Consider the following 20,576-nt stretch of genomic DNA (forward strand, 5'->3'; position numbering starts at 1 on the left):
GACCGACGCCCGCACCAAGCGCACCCAGTCCTTCTGGACCCGTAAGCGGCTGACCAAGATCGACACATCGGTGCTCGCCGGCGGGGTCTACAAGCCGGTCGACACCTGGGCACTCTCCCACCAGTTCCCGAGCACTGGTGACGGCACGGACCCTGCCCTGTGGCTGGCCTCGATCACACGTACCGGCCACACCGGCACCGGCGACGTCTCCATGCCTGCGGTCACGTTCCAGGGCCTGACGCTGCCCAACCGAGTGGAGGGCGCGACCACGGGCCGACCCAGCCGATGCCCCTGACCTGTCCGCGATCTCTTGATGCGACTCGCCGTGGATGGCTACGGGAACCGCGCGGATCCGTCCCGCTGCGGGGGAATGGCCACACCGTTCTGCTGGAGGGCGACTGTGCGCGTCGGAGAGGGAATGCGGACGCCTTCCAGGCGGTACCGCTTGTGCAGCTTCTTGATGAACTCGTGCTTGATCCGGTACTGGTCGCTGAACTCCCCGACGCCCAGGATCACCGTGAAGCTGATCCGCGAGTCCCCGAACGTGTGGAAGCGGATGGCAGGTTCGTGTTCGGGGACCGCACCTTCGACCTCCGTCATGACCTCGGTCACGACCTCGGAGGTGACGCGCTCCACGTGCTCCAGGTCGCTGTCGTAGCCGACGCCGACCTGCACCATCAGGGTCATCTCCTGTTCCGGGCGGCTGTAGTTGGTCATATTGGTGCTGGAAAGCTGGGCGTTGGGGATGATGACGAGGTTGTTGGAGAGGTTGCGTACGACGGTGTTGCGCCAGTTGATGTCGACGACGTACCCCTCCTCCCCGCTGGTGAGGCGGATGTAGTCGCCGGGCTGGATCGTCTTCGAGGCGAGGATGTGGATGCCCGCGAAGAGGTTGGCGAGGGTGTCCTGGAGGGCCAGGGCGACCGCGAGACCGCCGACGCCGAGGGCGGTGAGCAGTGGCGCTATGGAGATGCCCAGCGTCTGGAGGACGACCAGGCAGCCGATGGCCAGAACGACGACGCGGGTGATGTTGACGAAGATCGTGGCCGATCCGGCGACGCCGGACCGTGACTGTGTGACGGCCCGCACCAGGCCGGTGATCACGCGCGCCGCGGTGATGGTGGCGGCGAGGATGAGAAGGACGGTGAGGACCTGGTTGACGGTGTGGTTGACCCGGCCGGTCAGCGGCAGCGCCGCCGCGGCGGCCCCCAACCCGCCCGTGAGCGCCGCGACCGGCACCAGCGCGCGCAGCGCGTCGACGAGGACGTCGTCGCCGCTCCAGCGGGTACGGGTCGCGTGCCTGCCCAGCCAGCGCAGCAGGAGGCGCAGCAGGATGCCCGCCACGAGCCCGACGGCCACCCAGATGCCCGCGACGATCCAGTCGTGCAGTGTGAGGTCTCGGTTCACCAGCTGCCTCCCGTCGCGCCAGGAAGGGGGCGTATGTCCGGTATCTGATATGTCGTCACCTTGATGCCGCCTGCTGCTCGATTCCAGGATGTGCGGAGCCGCCGGGAACGACGCGTCGTTGACCGGCGGGTCCGCTCATCTTGCTACATGTGTGGGGGTTCTTCGTGGCACGGCCGTTCGAGTCAGGCCATCTCCTCACGAGCAGCGCCGCCGACTCGCCCCGCTCACTGCTGTATTGACGTAAGGCGCCCGCGGGGCGGTGTCGGCGGAGGACATACTGCGGGTGGTGGCCGAGGCGGGCTGCACCGAATGCGAACTGGTCATGGTCAGGGACCTCTTGCAGGCCGGACGCGTGCCCGCCGCGCGTATCCCGCTCACCGTGCGGGCGAAGTTCGCCTGCACGGACGCCGATTCTGTCCGGGCCGAAACGCGCCGCCGCAGTGAAGCGGTGCTGCGGGCGCTCGGCGACGGGGCCGGGTGATCGGTGTCTGCACGGCTCTCGGCGACGACACGTGCCTGTGTGCCAACACTCCGCTGACCTGAGGCAGTTCGTGACCGGCCCGCTGGGCAACGACGGACATTTACATGCCTTCGCGGCGAGCCGGGGCCGGGCGCCCTACCGGCCTCGGGTGCGGTTGAGGATCAGGTCGGCGGCGCGGGCGAGGACCTCGGCTCGGGTGCGGCCCTCGTGGTCGGCGGCGAGCGAGTGGTGTCCGATTGCCACGCAGTAGGCGATCAGGCTGCGGGCCTCGACTTCGTCGGGATCGGAGCAGAAGGTGCCGATCATCTCGCGCAGCAGGGCCATACGCCGGTTGTCGACCCGTCGCAGGCGCTCGGCGACCGCCTCGTCACGCCGGGCCCAGTCACGGACTGCGAGGTCGATGGGGAGCAGCCGGTCGCTGGAGAAGGTGAGCATGCCCGCGCGCCGGGCCTTGGTCTTTGGGTCGCCGCCTTCGCGCTCGACCCGGTCGATCACTTCGTCGGTGCTCTCCCGCTCCCAGGTGTCCAGCATCGCCTCCAGCAGCACGTCGCGGTCGGCGAAGTACCCGTAGAACCCGCCCTTGGTGACGCCGAGGCCCTTCGCCAGCGCCTCGACCCTGACGGCGTCCGGGCCACCCTCGGCCAGCGCCCGCAGGCCTTCCTCCACCCATCTGTCGCGCGGTGTGCGAGCAGCGCCCACGATGTGTCCCACCTCACTCGTCCACCGGTATACGCAACCGCATATATGATCTGGCAACATCTTATACGCAAGCGTATAACGGAGGTGGCAGACGACGTCCCGAGGCAGAAAAGGCGGCAGCGGCCATGAAACTTCCTCGCACCTCCCATACCGATCAGCCGTGGCGGATCCATGAGTTCACCCGCGACTTCCAGACCGAGGACGTGTGGTCCTTCCACACCCCGGGCGCCGGGCCGGACGACTTCCCCGTGATGCTCGCCGTGATGCGGACGGGCGGCGGATTCGCCAAACAGACCCCTCCGGTCCGGTTCCTGTTCGCTGTGCGCTGGAAGCTCGGTGCCCTGCTCGGATGGGACAAGCCCAAGGCGGGCCTCGGGACGCGGGTCCAGTCGCTGCGCGACCGCCTGCCGCGCGACCTCCGCGAGACCACGGACGGGTCCGACTCCGGCGGCAGCCCGTTCGCCCCCGTGTACGAGCTCGACAACGAGTCCGTCCGCGAACTGGCGAACAGGACCGTCCACACCCTCATGCACCTGGGGTGGGTGCCGGCCGGCGACGGCGGCCACGAACTGCGGATGGCGGTCCTGGTCAAGCCCAACGGCCGGTTCGGACGGCTGTACATGGCCCTCATCGCACCGTTCCGCTACCTGATCGTCTACCCGGCGCTGACCCGCCAGTGGGAGCGGGCCTGGCGGGACCGCGCGCTCCTGCTTCCCGAGGGCGCCGACCCTCAACCGTGATCGCTGCGAGCGGCACCTGACGCACCCTTCCGTGATCATGAGACCCGGCCCAGGGTGGACCGACGCCCCGGCCGCGCCATCCCGGATCTTCGCAGGGAATCCCAGCCTTCAGGCCGGGCGGGAATGCGATCTGGGGACTGCTCTGACCTGCTGGTCGCTGTTGTCGGGTGTTCGGTTGTCAGTGGCGGCCGTTACGTCTATCGCCATTGACCGAGGGGAGTGGGCTGGTTGATTCGCTCGTACAAGTTCCTCCTGCGGCCCACCGTCCGGCAGGGCAAGGCGCCGACTCGGATGCTGCGGGATCACCCTTCGACGTTCCGCCCCGATGTGCGGGGTCCTTGACCGTGGATCGCGCCTCCACGATGCTGTTGTTGCGACACGTGAGATGCGTGCCGTAATAAGCAACGCAAGCCCCATGGGTGTAATCAGTCGAGGAGTGGCCATGACTCACCAGGTCCGAGCTGTCGTCGCGCGGGGGAAGGGTGCCCCCGTCAGCCTGGAAACGATCATCGTGCCCGACCCCGGCCCGGGTGAGGCGCTGGTGAACATCGAGGCCTGCGGGGTCTGCCACACCGATCTGCACTATCGCGAGGGCGGCATCAACGACGACTTTCCCTTCCTGCTCGGCCATGAGGCGGCCGGCCGGGTCGCGGCCGTCGGCGAGGGTGTCACGGAGGTCGCACCCGGCGACTTCGTCATCCTGAACTGGCGCGCGGTGTGCGGCCAGTGCCGGGCCTGCCTGCGGGGACGGCCCTGGTACTGCTTCAACACCCACAACGCCAAGCAGAAGATGACCCTCGCCGACGGCACCGAGCTGTCCCCGGCCCTGGGCATCGGCGCTTTCGCCGAGAAGACGCTGGTGGCGGCCGGACAGTGCACGAAGGTCGACGAGCGGGCGTCGGCCGCGGTCGCCGGGCTTCTGGGCTGCGGCGTGATGGCGGGCATCGGCGCCGCCATCAACACCGGCGAAGTCGGGCGTGGCGATTCCGTCGCTGTCATCGGCTGTGGCGGCGTGGGCGACGCGGCGATCGCCGGGTCCCGGCTCGCGGGCGCGGCGAAGATCATCGCGGTGGACATCGACGATCGGAAGCTGGCCACCGCAAAGAGGATCGGCGCCACCCACACCGTCAACTCCCGGGAGACCGATCCGGTGGAGGCGGTCCGCGAACTGACCGGGGGCTTCGGCGCGGATGTCGTCATCGAGGCCGTCGGCCGCCCGGAGACGTATGAACAGGCCTTCTACGCCCGCGACCTGGCCGGGACTGTCGTCCTGGTGGGGGTGCCGACCCCGCAGATGAAGCTGGAGCTCCCGCTGCTGGACGTCTTCGGCCGCGGCGGAGCGCTCAAGTCGTCCTGGTACGGCGACTGCCTGCCGAGCCGCGACTTCCCGATGCTGATCGACCTCCATCTGCAGGGGCGACTGGATCTGGACGCGTTCGTGACCGAGACCATCGCACTCGACGATGTCGAGAAGGCCTTCGAGCGGATGCATCACGGTGACGTGCTGCGCTCGGTGGTGATCCTGTGATGGCCGCCGGCATCGGGCGACTGGTCACTTCCGGCACGTTCTCGCTGGACGGTGGTACCTGGGACGTCGACAACAACGTGTGGATCGTCGGCGACGACCGGGAGGCGGTCGTCATCGATGCCGCACACGACGCCGACGCCATCGTGGCCGCGCTCGGGGGCCGGACGCTTCGCGCGATCATCTGCACACACGCCCACAACGACCACATCGACGCCGCGCCGGCGCTCGCCGACCGGACCGGCTCTCCGATTCTGCTGCACCCGGACGACCTGCCGTTGTGGAAGCAGACGCACTCCGAGCGGCTGCCCGACGCCGAACTGGTGGACGGGCAGATCCTCACAGTGGCGGGCGTCGATCTGACGGTGCTGCACACCCCCGGCCATGCCCCCGGAGCGATCTGTCTCTACGCGCCCGCTCTGGACGCCCTTTTCAGCGGTGACACGCTGTTCGCGGGTGGGCCCGGGGCGACAGGCCGGTCGTACAGCCATTTCGGCACCATCATCGAGTCGATCCAGGGCAAGCTGCTGGCACTGCCGGGCGAAACCGTCGTGCACACCGGTCACGGGGAAACGACCACCATCGGCGCGGAGGCCCCACATCTGAAGGAGTGGATCGACCGCGGGTTCTGAATGCGCGTTCGACGCCGCGTTCCGACCGCCTCGCGGCGGCCTCGGGTCAGCGTCTCCTCGGGTTCAGCACTCGATGACGTTGACCGCGAGGCCCCCGCGCGAGGTCTCCTTGTACTTCACCTTCATGTCGGCGCCGGTCTCGCGCATGGTCTTGATGACCTTGTCGAGCGAGACCACATGAGTGCCGTCGCCGCGCAGTGCCATCCGCGCCGCATTGATCGCCTTGACCGAGGCGATCGCATTCCGCTCGATGCAGGGGATCTGGACGAGTCCCCCGACCGGGTCGCAGGTCAGTCCGAGGTTGTGCTCCATGCCGATCTCGGCCGCGTTCTCGACCTGTTCCGGTGTTCCGCCGAGTGCCTCGGCAAGACCGGCGGCCGCCATCGAACAGGCCGACCCGACCTCTCCCTGACAGCCCACCTCCGCCCCGGAGATCGAGGCGTTCTCCTTGAACAATGCGCCCACCGCGCCGGCGGCCAGCAGAAAGCGTACGACTCCGTCTTCGTCGGCCCCGGGAACGAAGCGGGTGTAGTAATGCAGCACCGCCGGCACGATCCCGGCGGCGCCATTGGTGGGCGCTGTCACTATGCGGCCGCCCGAGGCGTTCTCCTCGTTCACGGCCAGGGCGAAGAGATTGACCCAGTCCATGATCTTCAGCGGGTCCGTGGACTGTTCGTCATCGGCGAGGGTGCGCAGCAGCTGGGGAGCGCGACGTGGCACCCTCAGCCTCCCGGGCAGGGTGGTCTCGGTCCGTGAGCAGCCGCGGTCGACGCACTCCCGCATTACGGTCCAGATCTGCAGCAGGCCCTCTCGGACCTCGCTCTCGCTCCGCCAGGACAGTTCGTTGGCGAGCATCACCCCGCTGAGGGGGAGGCCGGACTCGTAGGCGCGCAGAAGCAGTTCGGACGCCGAATGGAAGGGGAGGCGTACGGGTGTGTCGTCGGGCTTGATCCGGTCGGCTCCCATCGCGCTCTCGTCGACGACGAAGCCCCCGCCCACCGAGTAGTACGTACGTGTCCTCAGCTCGCTGCCGTGGTGGTCCAGGGCCTGGAACTGCATGCCGTTGGGATGGAAGGGCAGGGTGCGGCGGCGGTGCAGCACCAGGTGCTCGGGCTCGCGGAAGTCCACCTCTTTGCGGCCCAGGAGTCGCAGCCGACCGGTCTCGCGGATCCGGTGCACGCGGTGGTCCACGGTGTCGGTGTCGACGGTTTCGGGATCCTCGCCCTCCAGGCCCAGGAGTACCGCCTTGTCACTGCCGTGACCGTGGCCGGTGGCGCCGAGGGATCCGAAGAGCTCGGCCCGCACCGAGACGGCACGGGGCAGCAGGCCGTCCTCGTCCAGTGCGGTGACGAAGAGGCGGGCGGCTTTCATCGGCCCCACGGTGTGCGAGCTGGAGGGCCCGATACCCACCTTGAACAGGTCGAAGACGCTGATCGGCACGTCGTTCCCTCCGGATCGGAAGTTGTGTACTGCGCACAGCGTTGCGTAAAAAGAAACATGGAACAAGGGGTCGGAGTGTCCGGGGGATGCCTTGACACGGGCTTTGGGGGACTTCAAACTGGCGTTGCGCTTACCGCACTCCGTTTCGCTATATGCACCCGAGCACCCGAGGTGTCATGATGATTCCCGCGTGCCGTCTCGCGGATCTGCCGCGAGGCGAGGCCCACCGGCTCGACCTCGATCCGCCCGTGTCGTTGTTCCACACCGATGACGGCGAGGTCTTTGCCATCGACGACACGTGCACCCACCAGGATGCGTCGCTCGCCGACGGCTGGCTGGAGGGCTCCGAGGTCGAATGCCCGCTGCATGCATCGAAGTTCGACCTCCGGACGGGGGCCGTCGACTCACCGCCGGCCAAGCTCCCCGTCCGCACCCATCAGGTCCTGATCGAGGACGGCATGATCTACGTCCAGCCGTCCACGGAGGCCCCGAATCTGCCGCCCTGCATCGCGGCGCGGCTCGCCGGTGGTCCCGCGTGAGGACCGTGGCCGTGGTCGGCGCCTCGCTCGCCGGACTGTCGGCCGCACGCTCACTGCGCAAACAGGGCTTCGACGGGCGGCTGATCGTGATCGGTGACGAGCAGCACCGCCCGTACGACAGGCCGCCGTTGTCCAAGGAGTTCCTCGCCGGCACGGTCCGTGAAGCGGATCTCGCGCTGGAGACGGACGGCGAGGACCTGCAGGCGGAGTGGCTGCTCGGCGTGCGGGCCGCGGGATTCGACCCCGGTGACCACGCCGTGCGGCTTGCGGACGGCCGGTCCGTCCGGGCCGACGGGGTCGTCATCGCCACAGGTGCGACCGCGCGCATGCTGCCGGGCGGCGACGGACTGGACGGGGTGCACACGCTGCGGACCCTGGACGACGCCCGGGCCCTGCGGGCCGACCTCGCCCGGGGCGGGCGGCTGGTGGTGATCGGCGGTGGGTTCATCGGCGCCGAGGTCGCCTCGACCGCGTACGGCCTGGGACTTGACGTGACCGTTGTCGAGGCCGCGCCGACACCGCTCGCCGGACCGCTCGGCGAGGTCATGGGCGGCGTCGTCTCCACCCTCCACGCGGACCACGGCGTACGCCTGCTGTGCGGCGTCGGCGTCAAAGGGCTCAGTGGGTCGGCTCGCGTCGACGCGGTCCTGCTCGAGGACGGCCGCAGCATCCCGGCGGACACGGTCGTCATCGGCGTGGGCGCCCGGCCGTGCGTCGAGTGGCTGGAGGGGTCCGGCGTCGTACTGGACGACGGCGTCAAATGCGGCGCGGACGGCCGTACAAGCGTGGCCGGTGTGGTCGCGGTCGGAGACTGCGCCTCCTGGTACGACCCTTTCGCCGGCGTTCACCGTCGCGTCGAGCACTGGACCGGCGCACGGGAGCGGCCCGACGCGGCCGTGGCCGCGCTGCTGTCCGCGGGTGCGGCAACACCGGCGGCGCCCAGGCCGCCGTACTTCTGGTCGGACCAGTACGGCGTACGGATCCAGTTCGCCGGACATTCCGCCGGGGCCGACAGTGTGACGGTCGAGGAGGGTCTCCCGGACGAGCGCAGCTTCCTTGCGGTCTACCGGCGGTCGGGACATCCGGTTGCGGTCCTCGGGATGAACCAGCCGCGCCTGTTCACCCGCTGGCGCAAACAGCTTGCCACCGCCACGCTCTGACGCCGCTCGTAAGGCGTCACGCGCCACTGCTCAGCACGCCCTTCACCACCCAACGCACAACGCGCGCTCGGACTTCCTCGTCCCCGGCGCGACGACCGACCGACGACGTCACCCCGCGAGGAGTGCACTGTGACCTCGACCAGCCTGCCGGACAGCCTGATCGCCACGCTCCCCGGCTCCTACTACACCGATCCCGGGATCTTCGCCCAGGAGCAGGAGCACATCTTCGAGGCGATGTGGTTCTGCGTCGCGCGCTCCTGCGACCTGACCGGTCCCGGCGCCTTCAAGACCGTCGACGTGGGCCGCGAGAGCATCCTCGTCACCCGGGCCCGGGACAACTCCGTCCGCGCCTTCTTCAATGTCTGCCGACACCGCGGCGCCAAGCTGTGCACGGAGGAGTCCGGCGAGGTGAAGCGCGCCTTCCAGTGCCCGTACCACGCGTGGACGTACGACCTGACGGGCAAGCTCGTCGCGGCCCCCAACCTCACGAAGATGCCAGACGTCGGCCGTACCGAATACGGCCTGGCGAATGTGGCCACTCGCGAATGGCTGGGCTATGTCTGGGTCTGTCTGGCGGAGACCCCGCCCTCCTTCGAGGAACAGATCGTCGGCGAGGTCGTCGCACGGCTCGGCGATGTGGAGTCGATCGAGCGCTACGACATGGAAAGCCTCGAAGTCGGCAGACGGATCGTCTACGACGTGAAGGCGAACTGGAAGCTCATCATCGAGAACTTCATGGAGTGCTACCACTGCGCCACGATCCACCCGGAACTCACCGAGGTTCTGCCGGAGTTCGCCGACGGCTATGCCGCGCAGTACTACGTCGGCCACGGCGTCGAATTCGGCGCGGACATCAAGGGCTTCACCGTGGACGGCTCCGAAGGCCTGGACCGCATCCCCGGGGTTGCCGAGGACCAGGACCGCCGCTACTACGCGATCACTGTCCCGCCGCAGGTGTTCATCAACCTCGTCCCCGACCACGTGATCTTCCACCGGATGTACCCGGTCGCCGTCGACCGCACGATCGTCGAGTGCGACTGGCTCTACCTCAGGGACGTGGTGGACAGCGGCAGGGACCTCAGCCGGTCCGTGGAGCTCTTCGACCGGGTCAACCGGCAGGACTTCGACGCCTGCGAGCGCTGCCAGCCCGCGATGAGCTCCCGCCTGTACGCCAAGGGCGGGGTACTCGTACCCAGCGAGCACCACATCGGCGCGTTCCACGACTGGATCCACGAGCGCCTCGGTACCCGGCAGCCGGAGTAGCACCGACGACTGCACGCACGCGCCGCCCGGAGATCCGGCGACGACGACCAGGAGGTCAGCAGGAGAAGACAGGAGAAGACCTGGGCCGCCGGGAACCCCCGCGATGACCCACGCCCTTCCTGCAGATCCGGCTGGAGCGCGCCCGGGTCAGCCCAGGTAGCCCATCCGGTGACTGATCTCCTCGGCCCCCTTGATCAGCAGCGGGGCGACCTCGCGCATACGGTCCTCGGTGAACCGGTACGAGGGTCCGGAGGCGCTGAGCGCCGCGATGACCTCTCCGTCCCGCGAGCGGACCGGCGCGGCCATGGCGTGCAGTCCGAGCTCCAGTTCCCCCAGGGTCGAGGAGTAGCCGTGTTCTCTGGCCTCGGCGAGGCTCTTCTCGAGCTTTGTCTTCGCGGTCAGGGTGCGCGGGGTGATCTTCTTCAGGCCTGTCTGCGACAGGAGCTCGGCACGCTCCTTGGCGGGCAGGTGAGCCAGCAGGATCTTGCCGCTGGAGGTGGCGTGCAGCGGGGTCAGCTGGCCGACCCAGTTGTGGGCCCCCACCGCCGCAGGTCCGCGTACCTGAAAGAGGTTGATCGCGAAGTGCTCCTGCATAACAGCGACGTTGACGGTCTCGCCGATCTCCTCTGCGAGGCGCTCGCAGACCGGGCGGCCCTGCTGCGTGATGTCGATGCGGCCCGTGACCGCGCCGGCCAGGCGCACGATGCCGAAGCCGAGGCGGTACTTGCCGCGCTCACCCGCCTGCTCCACCAGGCCGCGCGCCTCCAGTGCGCCGAGCAGGCGGAATGCGGTGGATTTATGGACCTCGATCTCGGCTGCCACGTCACTGACGCCCGCTTCACCGTGTTGGGCAAGGATTTCCAGCACGCTGATGGCGCGGTCGACGGACTGGACCCCGCCGGGCTGCGAACCGGTCGTTTCGGTATCTGGACTGTAGTTGCTCACAACGAAACTATACGCGCAGTAAACAACAGGGGCGCCGAGCGATGCGAGTCTCGGCAAGTTGCGTGGCTCGCAACCTGGTGCGTATAGCGCTACTCGTACTAGCATGCCCGGCGTATCGAACGGCGCGAGCGAGACGAGGCAGCCATGGCTACCCTCCAGTACGACTTCGTCATCGTCGGCGGCGGATCGGCCGGCAGCGCACTGGCGAACCGGCTCTCCGCTGATCCGGGCAACCGCGTGCTGGTCCTGGAGGCCGGCCGGTCCGACTATCCGTGGGACGTGTTCATTCACATGCCTGCGGCGCTGACCTACCCCATCGGCAGCCGCTTCTACGACTGGAAGTACGAATCCGAGCCCGAGCCCCATATGGGCGGCCGACGTGTCTACCACGCCCGCGGCAAGGTACTCGGCGGTTCCAGCAGCATCAACGGCATGATCTTCCAGCGCGGCAATCCCATGGACTATGAGCGGTGGGCGGCCGACCCGGGCATGGAGACCTGGGACTACGCCCACTGCCTGCCGTACTTCCAGCGCATGGAGAACTGCCTGGCGGCCGACCCCGACGACGAGTTCCGCGGCCATGACGGCCCCCTCGTCCTCGAACGCGGCCCGGCCTCCAGCCCGCTCTTCCCAGCCTTCCTCGAGGCGGTCCAGGAAGCCGGCTACCCCCGCACCGACGACGTCAACGGCTACCGGCAGGAAGGCTTCGCCCCCTTCGACCGCAACGTCCACCGCGGACGCCGTCTGTCGGCATCGAAGGCGTACCTCAAGCCCGTGAAGAGGCGGCCGAATCTTGACGTCAAGACCCGAGCCCTGGTCACCCGCGTGCTCTTCGAGGGCAAGCGCGCCGTAGGCGTCGAGTACCGGCGCGGCCGCGGCAAGCCCCAGCAGGTCCGCGCCCGCGAGGTCATCCTCTGCGGCGGTGCGATCAACTCCCCGCAGCTGCTGCAGCTCTCCGGCGTCGGCAACGCCGAGGAACTCGAGCCCCTGGGCATCGACGTCGTCCACCACCTGCCGGGCGTCGGTGAGAACATGCAGGATCACCTGGAGGTGTACGTCCAGCACGCCTGCAAGCAGCCGGTCTCCATGCAGCCGTACATGGCGAAGTGGCGCGCCCCGTTCATCGGCCTCCAGTGGCTCTTCCGCAAGGGCCCGGCCGCCACCAACCACTTCGAGGCCGGCGGCTTCGCCCGCAGCAACGAGGACGTGGACTACCCCAACCTGATGTTCCACTTCCTGCCCATCGCGGTCCGCTACGACGGCTCCTCGCCGTCGGGCGGGCACGGCTACCAAGTGCACGTCGGACCCATGTACTCCGACGCCATCGGCTCCGTCAAGGTCAAGAGCAAGGACCCGCGTGAACGCCCGGCCCTGCGCTTCAACTATCTGTCCACCGAACAGGACCGCCGCGAGTGGGTCGAGGCGATCCGGGTGACCCGCAAGCTCCTCAATCAGCCCGCGCTCTCCCCGTACAACGACGGAGAGATCTCACCCGGACCGTCCGTGGCGAGCGACGAGGAGATCCTCGCCTGGGTCGCGAAGGAGGGCGAGACCGCTCTGCATCCCTCCTGTACATGCAAGATGGGCACCGATGAGATGGCCGTCGTCGATCCCGCCAGCATGCGCGTGCACGGTCTTGAGGGACTGCGCGTCGTGGACGCCTCAGTGATGCCCTATGTCACCAACGGCAACATCTACGCGCCGGTGATGATGATCGCCGAGAAGGCCGCCGACCTCATCCTCGGCAAGGACCCCCTGCCGTCCTCGAAGGCCGTGTACTACCGGCACCGCGACGCCCAGAAGCAGTCCGGGTAGGCTGTGTTGCACAGCGAACGCTTCCGGGCGCTGCTGGACAGTGTCCGTTACGAGGTGCTTCCCGCGAAGGCGACGCTGGACAAGGTCCTCGCCCATGTCCCGCGCGATGTGGTGGTCACCGTCACCGCGTCCCCGGTCAAGGGCCTTGAGCCGACGCTGGACCTCGCCACGCGCCTCTCGGCGCACGGCTACAGCGTCGTCCCGCATGTGCCCGCGCGGCTGCTGCGGGACGACGCGCACCTGGCCGACGTCGTCCACCGGCTGCGCGAGGCAGGCGTGGACGACGTCTTCGTACCTGCCGGGGACGCCGATCCGCCCGCCGGCCCGTACGAGGGCGCGCTGCCACTGCTACGGCACCTCGCCGAGCTGGGCAGCCCCTTCGCCCGGGTCGGCATCACCGGCTACCCGGAGAGACATCCGCTCATCGACGACGACATCACCATCCAGGCGATGTGGGACAAGCATGCCCACGCGACGTACATAGTCAGCAACCTGTGCTTCGACTCGCGCGTGCTGGGGGAGTGGGTGACACGGGTGCGGCGGCGCGATGTCACGCTCCCGGTGCATGTGGGCGTGGCCGGGCCCGTCGAGCGTACGAAGCTGCTGGCGATGGCGGCGAAGATCGGTGTGGGGGAGTCGACGCGCTTCCTGGCCCGGCACGCCTCCTGGTTCGTGCGCTTCGCGGCGCCGGGCGGCTACGCGCCGGAGCGGCTGCTGCGGCGCAGTGCGCCCGTGCTGACCGCGCCCTCGGCGGCGGTGGCGGGCCTGCACCTGTTCACGTTCAACCAGATCGCCGAGACCGAGCGTTGGCGCCGCGGCATGCTGGAGCGCCTCGACGGTTGTTAGCCCCCACGCCGCCCCTTCCCGAAACTGGGGCTCCGCCCCGGACCCCGCGCCTCAAACGCCGGCGAGGCTGGAATGGTCGGCCCGAACATTCAAGCCCGTCCGGCGATTGAGGACAGGCCCCGAAGGGCGTCCGGGGGTTCGGCGGAGCCCCAGTTCAGCGGAAGACGACCGTACGGTTCCCGTGGACCATGACGCGGCTCTCGCTGTGCCACTTCACCGCATGCGCCAGCACCTGCGCCTCGACGTCCCGCCCTACGGTCACCAGTTCGTCCGGGTCGAGTGAGTGATCCACGCGAACCACGTCCTGCTCGATGATCTGCCCCTCGTCCAGGTCCGGCGTCACATAGTGCGCCGTGGCGCCGACGAGCTTCACGCCGCGGTCGTACGCCTGCCCGTACGGGCGTGCGCCCTTGAAACTGGGGAGGAAGGAGTGGTGGATGTTGATGGCCCGGCCCTCGAGCTGCTTGCACAGATCGTCGGAGAGGATCTGCATATAGCGGGCGAGCACCACCAGGTCGATGTCCAGCTCGCGCACCAGCTCCAGAAGACGTGCCTCGGCGTCGGCCTTGGTGTCCTTGGTCACCGGGATGTGGTGGAAGGGGATGCCATAGGTCCCGGCCAGCTCCTTGAACTCCTCGTGATTGGACACGATGGCCGGGATTTCGATGTTGAGCGCGCCGGTGCGCCGGCGGAAGAGCAGGTCGTTCAGGCAGTGGCCGAATTTCGACACCATGATGAGCGTGCGGGTCGGGGTCGAGGCGTCCCACAGGGTCCACGAGATCCGGTAGGCCTCGGCGACGGGGCCGAAGCGGTCACGCAGATGTTTCACATCGGTGTCGGGGTCGGACACATCGAAGTGGACCCTCATGAAGAAACGGTCCTGAAGCCGGTCGTCGAATTGCTGGCTCTCCAGGATGTTGCCGGAGTTCCTGACCAGGTAGCCGCTCACGGCGTGCACCAGTCCGGGCTGGTCCGGGCACGAGAGGGTGAGGACGTATTCGCGGCCGGGTTGCGGTCGAGGGGACATGCGCGGCCTCCGACGGTGCGTATTGCACAACACGGTGAGTGATACGCAACATGGTCGGCCCCTCGTGGGCCGTGGTCAAGAGGAGCGGGGCAACCGGCCGTCGGGGTGGGAATCCGCCCGTCTCGCCCTCTTGACGTGGGTCACCCGTTCGGCCAGGGTGTTCCACCACAAGCAATGCAGTGCATGATGCGCAACGAACTTCGGTCGAAGGGCTCCGCTCGTGGCAGACCTGTATGTGGACGGAGAATGGCGCGATCCGGTGGCCGGCGGCCACCGGGAGATCCTCTGCCCCGCAGATGGCACGCTTGCGGCGGTCGTGTCCGAAGGGACGCGGGCCGACAGCGAGGCCGCGATCGCAGCGGCCCGCCGGGCCTTCGACGAAGGCCCCTGGCCGCGAACCCCCGAGCGGGAGCGCGGCGCTCTGCTGCTGCGCACCGCCGATCTGATCGAGCGCGACGCCAAGGAGTTCGCCCGCGCCGAATCGCTGGACACCGGCAAGCGGCTGGTGGAGAGCGAGTACGACATCGCCGATGTGGTCTCCTGCTTCCGCTACTACGGCGGGATCGCGGGCACCAGCGCCGGCCGACTGGTCGACACCGGACGCGACGACGCCGTCAGCCGTGTCACCTACGAGCCGGTCGGCGTGTGCGGGCTGATCACCCCTTGGAACTACCCGCTGCTTCAGGCATCGTGGAAGGTCGCCCCGGCTCTTCTGGCCGGCAACACGATCGTTGTGAAGCCGAGCGAGCTCACCCCCTCCACAACGATCCTGCTGATGCGGGCACTTGAGGAGGCCGGTCTGCCGGCCGGCGCCGCCAACCTCGTGCTCGGCGCCGGTCCCGAGGTCGGCGCACCGCTGTCCGAAGACCCTGCCGTCGACATGATCTCCTTCACCGGGGGCCTGGACACCGGTCGAAGGATCATGGCCACGGCCGCCGCGACCGTGAAGAAGGTCGCCCTCGAACTGGGCGGCAAGAACCCCAATGTCGTCTTCGCCGACGCCGATTTCGAGACCGCGGTGGACTTCGCTCTCACGGCCGTCTTCCTGCATTCCGGGCAGGTCTGCTCGGCCGGTGCCCGTCTGATCGTCGAAGACTCCCTTCACGACGCCTTCGTCGACGAGGTCGTGCGCCGTGCCGGGCGAATCCGGCTGGGCGGCCCCTTCGATGCCGAGGCCGATACGGGACCGCTGGTCTCCGCACAGCACCGGGAGAAGGTCGAGGCCTATGTCGCGGCGGGCCTCGCCGAGGGCGCCGTACTGCGCTGCGGCGGCACTCGCCCCGAGGGCCCCGCGCTCGCCGACGGCTACTACTACCCGCCGACCGTGCTCGACGAGTGCCACCAGGACATGCGTGTGGTGCACGAGGAGTCCTTCGGCCCCGTGCTGACCGTCGAGCGCTTCAGCAACGAGGACGACGCCGTACGCATCGCCAACGACACCGAGTACGGACTCGCCGGAGCCGTATGGACGCAGGACGCCGGCAAGGCCCAGCGGGTCGCCGGGCGGCTGCGCCACGGCACCGTGTGGATCAACGACTACCACCCCTATGTACCGCAGGCGGAATGGGGTGGCTTCGGGCACTCGGGCGTGGGCCGGGAACTGGGGCCGACGGGCCTGGACGAATACCGCGAGCCCAAGCACATCTGGCAGAACATCCAACCCCGGCCGCAGCACTGGTTCCGCGGCTGAACGCCGAAGAGAGGTCGATCGTGACCCCAACGCAGACTGAACTGCCGCAGCGGCGCGGCGCGTCCCAGGACCAGGACGGAGCTCCGGTCGTCTCCGTACGCGGGCTGTGGAAGGTGTTCGGGCCCAAGGCCGACCAGGTGCCGGATTCCGAGGAGCTGTGCGGGCTTACACGCCGTGAGCTCATGGACCGCACCGGATGCACCGCCGCCGTACGGGATGTGAACTTCGATGTGTCGCCCGGCGAGGTCTTCGTCGTCATGGGCCTGTCCGGCTCCGGCAAGTCCACGCTGGTGCGATGTCTGACCCGGCTGATCGAACCCACCGCGGGCGAAGTCAACTTCGAGGGCGAGGACATCCGTGGCGCGGACGCCAGACGGCTGCGCGAGCTGCGGCGCCGCAAGTTCTCCATGGTCTTCCAGCACTTCGGGCTGCTGCCGCACCGTCGGGTCGTCGACAACGTCTCGTACGGCCTGGAGATACGCGGCATGGGCAAGGCCGAGCGCACCAAGCGTGCGCTTGAGGTCGTCGAACTTGTCGGCCTGTCCGGATACGAGAACTCCTACCCCGACCAGCTCTCCGGCGGCATGCAGCAGCGTGTCGGTCTGGCCCGGGCGCTCGCCGGCGATCCGGATGTCCTCTTCTTCGACGAGCCGTTCTCCGCACTCGACCCGCTGATCCGCCGCGACATGCAGAACGAGGTCATCCGCCTGCACCACGAGGTCGGCAAGACCATGGTGTTCATCACCCACGACCTGTCCGAGGCGCTCAAGCTCGGCGACCGCATCCTCATCATGCGCGACGGCAAGATGGTCCAGTGCGGCACGGGTGACGAACTGGTCGGCGCCCCCGCCGACGACTACGTCCGCGAGTTCGTCAAGGACGTGTCCCGCGCCGAGGTCCTGACCCTGCGCTGGATCATGCGTGCCCCCGAGCCCGGCGACGCTCTCGACGGCCCGGAGTTGGGCCCGGACGTCGTGGTGCGCGAGGCGACGCGGGCGGTGCTAGCCGCCGACAGGCCGGTCAAGGTCGTCGAGGGCGGGCGGCTGCTGGGTATCGTCGGCGACGAGGAGATCCTCGCGGTCGTCGCCGGACAGGAAGGCGGCGCGTGATGGCTGTCGCCGCCGACGCGGCCGCCCCGGTCCGGGCCACTCGCCGAGTCAGCCGCCGCGTCGTGGTGGCCGCGATCGTGATCGCCTGGCTGGTGCTGTTCGCAGCCCTGCGTGGGCAGCAGACCCTCGCGCTGGCGGCGGCCGATCTGACGGACCTGCACCGCTGGTTCAACTCGGTCAACGACAGCATCGGTGCGAGCCGCAACAGCAACCCGCTCTTCCTCTACTTCTTCAACGAGATCCGGCTGGTCATCGACAATCTCGTCACCTTCATCCAGTCGCTGATCTCCCAGCCGGGGGCCGGGCGCCCGGTCCCCGTCGTCGGCTGGCTGGGCGTCGTCGCCCTCGCCGGCTATGTCTCCTGGGCGTTCGGGAACATCCGCGTCGCGGCCCTGGCCGTGGCCGGGTTCGTCTTCCTCGGGCTGCAGGGACTCTGGCAGGAGAGCATGGACACGCTGGCCCTGACTCTGTCGGCGGTCTTCGTCTCTCTGCTCATCGGCATCCCGCTCGGCATCTGGGCCGGGCTCTCCGACCGGGTGAACCGTGCCATCACGCCGTTCCTGGACTTCATGCAGACGATGCCGACCTTCGTCTACCTGGCCCCGCTCACCCTGTTCTTTCTCATCGGCCCGGCATCCGCGACGATCGCCACGCTCATCTATGCGGCGCCTCCCGCCATCCGCATCACCGCGCACGCCATCCGCTCGGTGCCCGCCACCACGGTCGAGGCCGCCGAGTCGTTGGGATCCACCCGGCGGCAGACGCTCACCAAGGTGTTGCTGCCCATGTCCAAGCGGACCGTCGTGATGGGCGTGAACCAGACGATCATGGCGGCCCTGTCCATGGTCACCATCGCCGCCCTGATCGACGCGCCCGGCCTGGGTAAGACGGTCGTCAAGGCTCTGCAGACCCTCGACGTCGGCGTCGCCTTCAACGCGGGCCTCGCGATCGTCGTCATGGCCATCGTGCTGGACCGGGTGACGACCGCGGCGGGTGACCGAGTGGAGGCCGCGAGGAAGCGCGGCGCCGGGCGCTTCACGAAGTGGCGCCGTCCCCTGCTCATGGCAGGCGGCGCGTTTGCTGCGGTGTGCGTGTGGATGTCCCACACCTACGTGTGGGCGGCCCGGTTCCCCGGCGACGCCGGGGTCGGCGGCGCGATCGCGCGTACGGCGGACTCGGTCACGCTGTGGACGCAGGACACCTTCGGCGGACTGACCAACGGAACCAGGGACCTGATCACCACGGCGCTGCTCAACCCCTTCGAGACGCTGCTCACCGAGTCTCCCTGGTGGCTGGTGGGCGTGGTCCTCGTCGCCGTCGGCGCAGTGCTCGGCGGGTGGCGCGCGGGTGCCACGGCGGCGGTCTGTGTGGCCCTGCTCGTCGCCACAGGAGTGTGGTCGGACAGCATGACGACGCTGGCCTCCACAGCGGTGGCGACTCTGATCGTGATGCTGCTCGGCGTCGTGGCCGGCGTCTGGATGGGCCGTAGCCCGCTGGTCGACCGGCTGATCAGACCCAGCCTCGACGCGGGCCAGACCATGCCCTCGTTCGTGTATCTGGTGCCGTTCCTGGCGCTCTTCGGTGCCACTCGTTTTACGGCGATCATCGCCGCGGTGGTCTTCGCGGCCCCCGTGACGATCAAGATCATCGCGGACGGTGTGCGAGCGGTGCCACAGGTCACGGTGGAGGCCGCCACGGCAGCCGGCTCCAGCACCTGGCAGATCATCACCAAGGTGCAGCTCCCCATGTCACGCAGCGCCCTGACGCTCGCGACCAACCAGGGACTGATCTACGTCCTGTCCATGGTGGTCGTGGGAGGTCTCGTCGGTGCGGGCGCCCTGGGCTACGACGTCGTAGCCGGTTTTTCCCAGGGCCAGTTGTACGGCAAGGGCCTCGCAGCGGGCCTTGCCATCGTTCTGCTCGGGGTCATGTTCGACCGGATAACCCAGGCAGCGGCACGGCGCACAACGAGCGCGCCGGGCCCCCGCCAGGCCGGCCACTGAGCGGCCACAGGAAGAAGCACAGGAGGCAGTACATGATCGGGAACTTCATTACCCAGTCGCGGCCCGCGAGACGGCGGGCCGCGGTGGCCGGGCTCGCAGTGCTGGGCCTGGCCGCCGTCACCGCCTGCGGCGGTGCCAAGGTCGGCGAGTCGGGATCGGACAAGGCGGGTGGCGCCTCCGGCAAATGCGGCACCTTCAACCTCGCGATCAATCCCTGGGTCGGATACGAGGCCAACGCGGCGGTCATCGCCTATGTCGCCGAGAATGACCTCAAATGCCAGGTGACCAAGAAGGACCTCAAGGAAGAGGTCGCCTGGCAGGGCTTCGGCACCGGCGAGGTGGACGCCGTCGTGGAGAACTGGGGCCACGACGACTTGAAGAAGAAGTACATCACCGACCAGAAGACCGCCGTGGCGGCCGGAGCAACGGGCAACAAGGGCGTCATCGGCTGGTTCGTGCCGCCGTGGCTGGCCAAGGAGCACCCGGACATCACCGACTGGAAGAACCTCAACAAGTACGCCGCCAATTTCAAGACCTCCGAGTCGGGCGACAAGGGCCAGTTCCTTGACGGCGATCCGTCGTTCGTCACCAACGACGCCGCGCTGGTGAAGAATCTCAAACTGAACTACAAGGTCGTCTACGGCGGCAGCGAGGCGGCGCTCATCCAGGCGTTCAGGCAGGCCGAAGCCAAGAAGAGCTGGGTGATCGGGTACTTCTACGCGCCGCAGTGGTTCCTGTCCGAGGTCGACCTGGTGAAGGTGAATCTGCCGGCGTACAAGGCGGGCTGCGACGCGGACGCGGAGAAGGTTGCCTGCGACTACCCCGAGTACGAGCTGGACAAGATCGTCAGCAAGAAGTTCGCCGACTCGGGCAGCCCCGCCTATGACCTCGTGAAGAACTTCACCTGGACCAATGAGGACCAGAATCTCGTGGCGAAGTACATCGCCGAGGACAAGATGACGCCGGAGGCGGCGGCCAAGAAGTGGGTGGATGCCAACCGCGCCAAGGTCGACGCCTGGCTCAAGAAGAGCTGATCCACCGGCTCGGCACGAGCTGATCCACAAGAGTGGCCGGGACGCACAGTCGTGCCCGGCGGGCTGCCGTGACAGCCCGCCGGGCACGGCTCTTTTTTGCCCTGGTTACGGCCGTGAAGGCCCCTTGACACCCACCCTCGGCGACCGGCATCGTGAGTTGCGCAACCTGAAGCATGTTGCGCTGACAGCAACTGGACTGCTTTAAAGGCGGAGGTGCGGCG

At 68.3% G+C, this 20,576-nt stretch carries 18 protein-coding genes and 1 pseudogene; 14 read left to right on the forward strand and 5 right to left on the reverse strand.

Annotation, left to right across the window (positions count from 1 at the left end; translation table 11 throughout):
* Positions 1-25 precede the first annotated feature (25 nt).
* Positions 26-280: pseudogene (locus tag SLUN_RS37335) on the forward strand (hypothetical protein); the annotation flags it as partial.
* Positions 281-333: 53 nt separating this feature from the next.
* Here the strand turns inward: SLUN_RS37335 and SLUN_RS37340 are convergent.
* Entirely contained in the window at positions 334-1,407 is a 1,074-nt protein-coding gene (locus SLUN_RS37340) for a mechanosensitive ion channel family protein (protein WP_108154284.1), read from the reverse strand.
* A gap of 259 nt (positions 1,408-1,666) precedes the next feature.
* Between SLUN_RS37340 and SLUN_RS37345 the strand changes: the two genes are divergently transcribed.
* Positions 1,667-1,888, forward strand: coding sequence for a hypothetical protein (locus tag SLUN_RS37345; protein ID WP_108154285.1), 222 nt, complete (start codon positions 1,667-1,669; stop codon positions 1,886-1,888).
* Positions 1,889-2,023: 135 nt separating this feature from the next.
* On the opposite strand, the gene SLUN_RS37350 is transcribed toward SLUN_RS37345, so the two are convergent.
* Entirely contained in the window at positions 2,024-2,587 is a 564-nt protein-coding gene (locus SLUN_RS37350; protein ID WP_257153874.1) for a TetR/AcrR family transcriptional regulator, read from the reverse strand.
* Between the two features lie 125 nt (positions 2,588-2,712).
* Here SLUN_RS37350 and SLUN_RS37355 point away from each other — a divergent pair, with 125 nt between their 5' ends.
* The 3 genes from SLUN_RS37355 to SLUN_RS37370 all read left to right on the forward strand — a co-directional run bounded on the left by SLUN_RS37355 (position 2,713) and on the right by SLUN_RS37370 (position 5,484).
* Positions 2,713-3,327: a DUF2867 domain-containing protein gene (locus SLUN_RS37355; protein ID WP_108154287.1), complete on the forward strand. Its 615-nt coding sequence runs from the start codon at positions 2,713-2,715 to the stop codon at positions 3,325-3,327.
* A 442-nt stretch (positions 3,328-3,769) separates the two neighbouring features.
* Complete coding sequence (locus SLUN_RS37365) at positions 3,770-4,855, forward strand: S-(hydroxymethyl)mycothiol dehydrogenase (protein WP_108154288.1); 1,086 nt, start codon at positions 3,770-3,772, stop codon at positions 4,853-4,855.
* Positions 4,855-5,484, forward strand: a complete 630-nt coding sequence (locus SLUN_RS37370) for an MBL fold metallo-hydrolase (protein WP_108154289.1) — start codon at positions 4,855-4,857, stop codon at positions 5,482-5,484. The genes SLUN_RS37365 and SLUN_RS37370 overlap by 1 nt, the downstream gene beginning before the upstream one ends.
* Before the next feature lie 63 nt (positions 5,485-5,547).
* On the opposite strand, the gene SLUN_RS37375 is transcribed toward SLUN_RS37370, so the two are convergent.
* On the reverse strand, positions 5,548-6,924 hold the full coding sequence (locus SLUN_RS37375; RefSeq protein ID WP_108154290.1) for an L-serine ammonia-lyase: 1,377 nt from the start codon (positions 6,922-6,924) through the stop codon (positions 5,548-5,550).
* 176 nt (positions 6,925-7,100) lie between these two features.
* Between SLUN_RS37375 and SLUN_RS37380 the strand changes: the two genes are divergently transcribed.
* The 3 genes from SLUN_RS37380 (at position 7,101) to SLUN_RS37390 (ending at position 9,886) form a co-directional block, all read left to right on the forward strand.
* The gene (locus SLUN_RS37380) at positions 7,101-7,463 is read left to right on the forward strand and encodes a bifunctional 3-phenylpropionate/cinnamic acid dioxygenase ferredoxin subunit (protein ID WP_108154291.1); all 363 of its coding nucleotides are present in this window, start codon (positions 7,101-7,103) and stop codon (positions 7,461-7,463) included.
* Complete coding sequence (locus SLUN_RS37385; protein WP_175313568.1) at positions 7,460-8,623, forward strand: NAD(P)/FAD-dependent oxidoreductase; 1,164 nt, start codon at positions 7,460-7,462, stop codon at positions 8,621-8,623. Before SLUN_RS37380 ends, SLUN_RS37385 begins: the two co-directional genes overlap by 4 nt.
* Positions 8,624-8,752: 129 nt before the next feature.
* On the forward strand, positions 8,753-9,886 hold the full coding sequence (locus tag SLUN_RS37390) for an aromatic ring-hydroxylating oxygenase subunit alpha (protein ID WP_108154293.1): 1,134 nt from the start codon (positions 8,753-8,755) through the stop codon (positions 9,884-9,886).
* Between the two features lie 147 nt (positions 9,887-10,033).
* Here the strand turns inward: SLUN_RS37390 and SLUN_RS37395 are convergent, their stop codons facing one another.
* Entirely contained in the window at positions 10,034-10,831 is a 798-nt protein-coding gene (locus SLUN_RS37395; RefSeq protein ID WP_257153875.1) for an IclR family transcriptional regulator, read from the reverse strand.
* Between the two features lie 144 nt (positions 10,832-10,975).
* Between SLUN_RS37395 and betA the strand changes: the two genes are divergently transcribed.
* Together betA and SLUN_RS37405 are read left to right on the forward strand one after the other, a co-directional pair.
* A complete protein-coding gene (betA, locus tag SLUN_RS37400; RefSeq protein ID WP_108154295.1) occupies positions 10,976-12,646 on the forward strand; it encodes a choline dehydrogenase in 1,671 nt (556 codons plus the stop codon).
* Between the two features lie 6 nt (positions 12,647-12,652).
* Complete coding sequence (locus SLUN_RS37405) at positions 12,653-13,492, forward strand: methylenetetrahydrofolate reductase (RefSeq protein WP_108155163.1); 840 nt, start codon at positions 12,653-12,655, stop codon at positions 13,490-13,492.
* A 154-nt stretch (positions 13,493-13,646) separates the two neighbouring features.
* On the opposite strand, the gene purU is transcribed toward SLUN_RS37405, so the two are convergent.
* Positions 13,647-14,519 carry a formyltetrahydrofolate deformylase gene (gene purU / locus SLUN_RS37410; RefSeq protein ID WP_108154296.1) on the reverse strand — a complete coding sequence of 291 codons (873 nt, stop codon included), beginning with the start codon at positions 14,517-14,519 and terminating at the stop codon, positions 13,647-13,649.
* A gap of 220 nt (positions 14,520-14,739) precedes the next feature.
* Here purU and SLUN_RS37415 point away from each other — a divergent pair, with 220 nt between their 5' ends.
* From SLUN_RS37415 to SLUN_RS37430, 4 genes are read left to right on the forward strand one after another with little or no spacing between them, the layout of a single operon-like run.
* Positions 14,740-16,209, forward strand: a complete 1,470-nt coding sequence (locus tag SLUN_RS37415; RefSeq protein ID WP_108154297.1) for an aldehyde dehydrogenase family protein — start codon at positions 14,740-14,742, stop codon at positions 16,207-16,209.
* Positions 16,210-16,229: 20 nt separating this feature from the next.
* Positions 16,230-17,318: a quaternary amine ABC transporter ATP-binding protein gene (locus tag SLUN_RS37420; RefSeq protein ID WP_108154298.1), complete on the forward strand. Its 1,089-nt coding sequence runs from the start codon at positions 16,230-16,232 to the stop codon at positions 17,316-17,318.
* The gene (locus SLUN_RS37425) at positions 17,318-19,321 is read left to right on the forward strand and encodes an ABC transporter permease (protein WP_108154299.1); all 2,004 of its coding nucleotides are present in this window, start codon (positions 17,318-17,320) and stop codon (positions 19,319-19,321) included. Before SLUN_RS37420 ends, SLUN_RS37425 begins: the two co-directional genes overlap by 1 nt.
* A 32-nt stretch (positions 19,322-19,353) precedes the next feature.
* Positions 19,354-20,355 (forward strand): ABC transporter substrate-binding protein, encoded by a 1,002-nt coding sequence (locus SLUN_RS37430; protein ID WP_108154300.1) that lies wholly within the window; start codon positions 19,354-19,356, stop codon positions 20,353-20,355.
* Positions 20,356-20,576: the final 221 nt, after the last annotated feature.

The organism is Streptomyces lunaelactis, from assembly GCF_003054555.1.
GTDB classification, from domain to species: Bacteria; Actinomycetota; Actinomycetes; order Streptomycetales; family Streptomycetaceae; genus Streptomyces; species Streptomyces lunaelactis.